This window comes from Parageobacillus galactosidasius (assembly GCF_002217735.1).
Taxonomy (GTDB): Bacteria; Bacillota; Bacilli; order Bacillales; family Anoxybacillaceae; genus Parageobacillus_B; species Parageobacillus_B toebii.
In genome coordinates this window covers 1-6,204 of the sequence record NZ_NDYL01000005.1, presented here as the reverse complement: position 1 = coordinate 6,204, position 6,204 = coordinate 1, and the positions used below count along the sequence as shown (strand labels likewise).

The window sequence follows — 6,204 nt, the reverse complement described above, 5'->3', positions numbered from 1 at the left end:
TTTACCGTGCAGCGAAACAAAATATTCCCATTGATACCGTGAAAAAACAGCTCCACGTGGCATAAGGGGTACCCTGTTTGTCTCTTTTACATGGTAATTATTGTAATTAAAATTGCTCAACTACAGTTATTTATAAAAATCTTACTATATAACTATAATTTTGTAAAGATCCAAAATAATAAAGAAGGAATTTTTTGTTCCTCTTTTGACTTACGCTAATATGCAGTTTCAATTATATTTTTAGCACTATTGTTTACATATTATATCTTCGTTTAGTCCGTTATAAGAAACAACTTCCCAAACAGGCTCTTGTTTTTCTGCAACAAAATAGCCATTCAGTTCAACGACTCGCCCTTTTGCCCATGGCGATTTTTCTATGTCTATCAAGACATGTTGAATTTACTACATATTCAACTTCATGGATAAACACTAAATAATAGAAAGCATTTATTTTATATTCTTCAATACTCTTCCGCACTTTTTCAATGTCACTTAGAAATGGTTTGTCTGGCAAATCATATTTATATTTCGTTTCAATCGCCGCAATTATTTTGGCAACATCGTTTTTCAAGTGACCATTTCGCCCCGGATTTTTATTCAGTTTTACAACAACTAAGTCTGCTCGTAAGCCCATATAATAAAATTCGGTATATATCCTTAAATGATTATCCAATAAGTAATAGTCGCCTAGTCGTCTTCTCAAGTGAGAATAAAAAGCATTTTTCAATGAATCCTCTTTAAGTAAACTATACTGCAAATAATTAATCTTTTTTAATAATCTTCTAACCAAAACTTTTTATAGCACTATCCACTTCTTTATAAATTTTTTCTCTAAACACAGTCTCACCCAGATCATCAAAAAATTTAAGTTTGCAGTAAAAGCAACTCTTTACTCCAACTTTTGAATATTGCTTCGAATCCTCTGAACTCTTAATGCTGCAGGAGAAACACCGCCTATTTTCGCATAAATCCGATCTTCGATATCCTCAATTCTTTCCCCTAGCAATGTCTTTAAAATTATTCCTACAAAAGAGGTGGTTAGTGGCGGAACAGTTAATCCGGTAGGTAATAAAGCAATTTCTAAACCTAAACCTAATATATCAAGGTTCTCTTGAATAAAACGACCACGGGATTTATTCCATTTACGAATTTCATTATTAACAACTTCTACTTGTTCAAGCAATTTCTCATGCGAACCACTAGACTGGTTGACTATTTCTGTGATAATGTTCCTTAATTTTTTTACCTCAAAATCATTCAAAACATCTATATAATCAAGAATCGATACATTTTCTGGACATATTATTTTTAAATTCTTTAATACAACGCCCATTTCATCGATTTTAGGAACCAACAAATTCGTATCTGAACCAGCATGTAAATGGGATACTAAATTTAAAATTTTCTCATTATGAACAATGCTAGGATAAAATACTGCTCCAAGCGCTCTTGCTATTGACAATTGCATGCTGTACATATGCGATTCTATAAATATTGTATCAGATACTTCTGAAGACAATTTATTTCTCAAATAAGAAATTAATGATTGTACGGCTCCTCCAGCAGTTATATTTCCGGCAGCAATATGCCCTTTATCCATAAACCATGCCTCTCCAGCCTCAGCAACTTGTATGTGGATATCAGTTGTTTCTGTTAATGCGTTTACTAGTAAAGTTTGAGTTGGATTTTTTTCTAACAGTTTTTTATTAATCAAAGATACGTTATAACTCACTTCTGCAGCAACTTGTGGGTTCTCCCTAAACGTTTTCCAAAATGGGAATTGATTTGCTAAGGTAAGGATAGTCAAACCATCTAATTGACGAGGTAATATAACATTTATGTCCTTATCCTCTAAAAATTTTCTAACTGTAGATGGCTTGTATTTATGCAAAGGATTTTTGAAAATGGGTATAAGTTTACCTTTTCTAGCCAATGCAAGAACTAAATCTATAGGTAAAGAATTTAATGCCTTATAAGAATTATTTTTATCCGGTAAAATGGGATAAAACACTTTAGAATATAGTGTTAAAAGAATTGAAAGTTGTTGTTCTGTAATAAAGGGATCGACATAAATTGTTCCACCTTTAGGTAACCTATTATCGATAATAGATGTGTATTTGATTTCACCGTTTATTAATTTACCTAACGTATCACCGAAACGCTCTTCATCACGCTTAGCAATATCTCTTATATGATCATCCTCATAATCCAAAACATCAAAGCGACTAGTTTGAATAAAAAAATTTTTTCTTCTTTCTTCAATAGAGTCTAACATCTTTTCCTCAAATTTATAAACCGATATAGATATATCAGAAGGAAATAACTCTTTTAATATAGATTTTGCTTTTTCAATCATTTCCTTGTCTGCTTCAAAGTTTTTATCGGCAATATATACGTTAATAACTCCACCTCTTACAGTTATTAAGTCAAAATAAACACAGTTAGGGATACAACTTTTTACTACAAATTCTATATCGGAATGAGTAGCAGAAAATATGTGTGCTCTTTTTATATGCTCAGGCAGTTCATATAAACCTTTATTTGGAAAAGGACTATTACAAAAAGGCTCAATGATTACTTGTGTTCCTAAAGGTCTGTTTTTTTCTACCACTTGTCCGGCTAAATCAATGATTTCCTTCGTAGCATTACCGTTCTCATCTCCAATAAATAATGTAATTCTTCCTAAACCACTTTCGATTGAATTAATTTTCTTTATTCCGGGAACTCTAAAAAACACTGCTCTTTCAATTTGGTACCGATATAGACTCATAATTCCCTCCAACAATGTTTTTTATTATAGTCCACTAATTTCTTACAATATTTTACTATATAAAGTTACTTCTGTAAAAATATACTCCAACTTCTAAACTGTTTTTGGCGATTGTACCAAATATTTTAGTAAAAAATAACCACTGAATAATTTCCAGTGGTCTGTGATTAGTCTCTTTTCCCGTATTAAAAAACGCGTGCAATTAATGTATTACTGATTATGATGAACTACTACCGTTTATCAAAAGTTATTTAGTGTTTAGGCTGTTAATTATACATTACGATAAACTCTTGAAATTTCTCAATATTTAAGGGAAGAACTTCTGTGTTATAAATATGCAGTGCATATATTAATGGAATTTCTTTTTCAAGTTCATTAAATTCAAATGGAAACGGCTCTGGTCTTCTCACTCTGCCAAAACCACTATTTGTATTGATTAGCATAACCCACTCGCCATATATATCTTCTTTATTCTCTACAAGCAGAATATTAAACCCTGTATTATCCGGGCTTTTTAAATATCCCCAAGCCAGTATTTTCTTATTATCTCTAAGTACAGGTCTTACAACTTTTTTATGAGTTATTCCCCTGTCAAATTGTGATGGCACCTCTCGGATAAAATCATTGTCAAATAATGCTTTTAATTGGATTGTTAGTGTTTTGCCTGAGACAAGGTGGATCTTAGTATATATCTCACTTGAATCCATCGAGTTCAGCGGTGTCATTGTTATTTGTCCGCCAGTATATCTTCTGTTAAACTCTTCAATAAATTCTTTAATAGGATTGTAAATATCATTGGCGTATTGATAGTTAATCATTTTTAAGTAGTTCTTTCTCTCTTGCCTCTCTTTCTCCTGCTTTAATTGTTCTTCCCGAATTGAGATATCCTTACTTAAACGAATATTAATCATATTTTCAATGATTTTAGAGTTTTCAGTGGGTGGTTCATTATCAATAAGCAAGTCATTTCTAATTTCCTGCCAACTTTTATATCTCTTTGCAGTACTTTTTTCTATCATTTTCATAATTACTTGTGTCATTGTAGTAGTTAAAGCAGGATTTATTGATTTAGGCGATGGCGGATTAGTAAAATAATGAGCGTTTCTCCAATCCTGAACATCTGCGTGATGCGGCAGATTAAAAGGATGCTGTAAGGTGGCTAGTTCATAAAATATAATACCCATTGAGTAAATATCCATTTGTATAGTGTTCTTCTCCAGTTTCCATCCTTCTGGTGCCATATATCTAATATGGCCGAACCCTTTAAAAGTCATTTGCCTAGTTCCATCATGAACTATTTTGGATAAACCGAAATCCGATATCTTTACTATTCCGTTATGCAGCAAGATATTATCCGGCTTAATATCTCTATGAATTAAAATACTATTGATATGCTCCATGCCATTAATTAACTGGTGAAAATAGTCAAGCAAATCCTTATTAGAAATAAATTCATTCTTTCGGATTGCAGTCTTTATTACCTGCTGAAGAGTTCCTCCGTTAGCATATTCCATTATAATGTATGGAGGCAATTCAGAATATTTGCTTCCATCATGAACAAAAACATAATTCACTGCATTTTCATGCGAAACCTTCATAGCCATGACGCTCTCATTTTGAAAACTCAGAAGTTGCTCGCTGTTCGGGAAATTAGACGGCAAAGTTTTTAATGCCCAAATACTTTTATCAGATTCTTTTTCGATTTTATAAACATATCCAAAACTCCCATTTCCAATAGGCTCTAATACTTTATAACTATTTTCTTCCCCATCAAATACAACAGAATTCGGTTGTATTAACAAATATATTCCCCTCCCTAACGAAATTACCGTTATCTGTATAGTAAATATTATAAACTGAAATATAAAATTCTACATTATCAGATACATAAACAAAAAGAAGTCAACCGATTCCATTAATAAAATAGGAAAATTGCCCCATTCCTCCCCCCTAAACTAATCATCTATATTTTATTGAGTTTCGTGCTTTTTCTCTTATCTCCTGCATCCCTTTCGAATGAGAAAAGAGGCTATAATTAAACCTCTCTTCTCCCCACGAAAAGATGAAGATGAAAAAGTAGCAAAAAGTGTAAATGATGTTTAAGTATAACGCTGTTTATATACCTTGTTAGGACTATTCTGGAAAAATTCCACTTGTGAGTATATCTTTATTAAATTATTTGTTAGTTACGGCTAATTGCCATCAAATAATTACTCATGATGTAATGAAACACTTTTTCCTGCAATATATAGTTCTGTTTAATGTCTGGAAAACTTAATTTGTAGTAGTTATACTTTGGAGTCTTCACAATTTCATAAGTGACATCTTGTTTAAACAGGTCAATCAACATCGGAATTTCTTCTATGTAAAAATTCTTGTTAATCTGCATGTATTCAAAATAAGGCAAGACACAGTGTAAAACGGTTCCGTTTTCTGTTTTAAGTACTAAAGAAACCTGTTTATACGGCTCAATCTCAACAGCACTTTTCAAAACAGAATCTTTATACAGAAAATTGATTTCAATTAATTCTTCTACTGTGTATTTCATGTCCGTTCCCTCCCTTCTTACATTATTTCATCTCTTACCTTTATGTTTATAATCACCTGTATTTATTGCAAAAGTCTTATATAATACCGTTATGAATAAAATAGAGAACAGTTAAGCTTAAAAAGCCTACTGTTCCCCTCCCTATACCTTAATCCGTATGTCATTTCAGCAAATCGCGGATGTAATACAAAATGATCAAAGTGATTAAACTAATCAAAAACTTAATCCCACTTTTATCGTTTTCCTTCTGCTTCATCCATGTTCACCCTCTGCTCAAATCATTAAAAACGAATAAATGACTGCCCCAAAAATCGACAGTAAAATTACAATTCCAATAACATATTTCACGTATCTGTAAACCTTCGTTTGGGAAAAATTTTTAAAGCAAAGATGAATGGCTAAATCAGCGAATGCGACGATGATTATAAAAACAAACAGCAACAAACAAAAATCTGAGGCCTTTTCTGCCCATGCAATTAACGACTGTATTTCTGACATGAGAACTCCTCCTTTTTTATCTTACGTTATTTTGCTCTCTTACTAAGCATCATTTAAATTTCAAGGGGTTCAATCCTGCTTTTTTATTGAACATGCGATGTGGTTACGGAATCAATTTATAATTATTGATAATTATTGAATATGCAAATATAAAAACACGGAGCCAAAGCCCCGTGTTTAAATAAATATTGTCAGGTAGTAACTACATTTACTGTCAATTAATTGGCTCTTCACCACAAAATGTACTTGACAATCAGGTTATTTTCTGATCAAGGGTACAAAAAATGCGAAATTTCCTGTATGGTAAAGGTGACCAAACCATCAACCATGGAGGAAATTTCGCATGCAATCTCAGTTTATCAAAGATTTGATCACTTTACCAGGCTTT

5 protein-coding genes are annotated in these 6,204 nt (G+C 32.1%); all 5 read right to left on the bottom strand.

Annotation, left to right across the window (positions count from 1 at the left end; all coding sequences use genetic code 11):
• Nucleotides 1-340 precede the first annotated feature (340 nt).
• The gene (locus B9L23_RS19780) at nt 341-727 is read right to left on the bottom strand and encodes a hypothetical protein (RefSeq protein ID WP_089098369.1); all 387 of its coding nucleotides are present in this window, start codon (nt 725-727) and stop codon (nt 341-343) included.
• Between the two features lie 162 nt (nt 728-889).
• Complete coding sequence (locus B9L23_RS19775) at nt 890-2,770, bottom strand: hypothetical protein (RefSeq protein WP_089098368.1); 1,881 nt, start codon at nt 2,768-2,770, stop codon at nt 890-892.
• Between the two features lie 266 nt (nt 2,771-3,036).
• Nucleotides 3,037-4,572 carry a serine/threonine-protein kinase gene (locus B9L23_RS19770; protein ID WP_042411600.1) on the bottom strand — a complete coding sequence of 512 codons (1,536 nt, stop codon included), beginning with the start codon at nt 4,570-4,572 and terminating at the stop codon, nt 3,037-3,039.
• A gap of 380 nt (nt 4,573-4,952) precedes the next feature.
• Complete coding sequence (locus B9L23_RS19765) at nt 4,953-5,318, bottom strand: hypothetical protein (protein ID WP_042411602.1); 366 nt, start codon at nt 5,316-5,318, stop codon at nt 4,953-4,955.
• 273 nt (nt 5,319-5,591) lie between these two features.
• Nucleotides 5,592-5,816, bottom strand: a complete 225-nt coding sequence (locus B9L23_RS19760) for a hypothetical protein (RefSeq protein ID WP_042411605.1) — start codon at nt 5,814-5,816, stop codon at nt 5,592-5,594.
• Nucleotides 5,817-6,204: the final 388 nt, after the last annotated feature.

Bases quoted from the DNA above. Each gene is read 5' to 3' on its own strand.
- B9L23_RS19775 (WP_089098368.1), bottom strand. From the start codon at position 2,770: ATGAGTCTATATCGGTACCAAATTGAAAGAGCAGTGTTTTTTAGAGTT.
- B9L23_RS19765 (WP_042411602.1), bottom strand. From the start codon at position 5,318: ATGAAATACACAGTAGAAGAATTAATTGAAATCAATTTTCTGTATAAA.
- B9L23_RS19760 (WP_042411605.1), bottom strand. From the start codon at position 5,816: ATGTCAGAAATACAGTCGTTAATTGCATGGGCAGAAAAGGCCTCAGAT.